Source organism: Arachnia propionica, from assembly GCF_003859805.1.
In the GTDB taxonomy this organism is placed as follows: Bacteria; Actinomycetota; Actinomycetes; order Propionibacteriales; family Propionibacteriaceae; genus Arachnia; species Arachnia propionica_C.
On sequence record NZ_RQZG01000063.1, the window covers coordinates 1 to 444 of the forward strand.

Sequence of the window (444 nt, forward strand, 5' to 3'; positions counted from 1 at the left end):
ATAGCTCTCTTTAAACAAGATCTTTCTTGTTGATGCGGTATGGGAATGTGTTGTTGGTGATGTAGGTTTCGAAGGCGTGGCGGGTGTCGGTGAAGGTGGGGTGTTGGTGGTTGCTGATGTGGTTTTTGGCTTCGTTCCAGACGTGTTCGATGGGGTTGTGGTCGGGCGCGTATGGGGGAAGGTTGATGAGGTGGATGTTCTCGAGGGGATTTCCTTCACCAAGGTGTGAGCGGAGGTGTTTCGAGGTGTGCCATTTCGCGTTGTCCCACACGATGACGATTCGTTTGTTCGGGTATGTGAGGGTGAGTTCTGTCAACGCGTTGACGATGTTGTCGCTGTCTTGCCAGTCCAAGGCGATCAGGTCAACAGTTCCGTCTGTCTCGTGGAGGAACCCGATGTAGGACTGGGACTGGGTGATCCGGTTGACCCTCAACCGGGCCTTGG

The 444-nt window shown here is 54.1% G+C and carries 1 protein-coding gene; it reads right to left on the reverse strand.

Annotation, left to right across the window (positions count from 1 at the left end; all coding sequences use genetic code 11):
* Positions 1–10: 10 nt before the first annotated feature.
* On the reverse strand, positions 11–444 hold a 434-nt coding region (locus EII34_RS15780; protein WP_185711405.1), incomplete at its 5' end, for a transposase.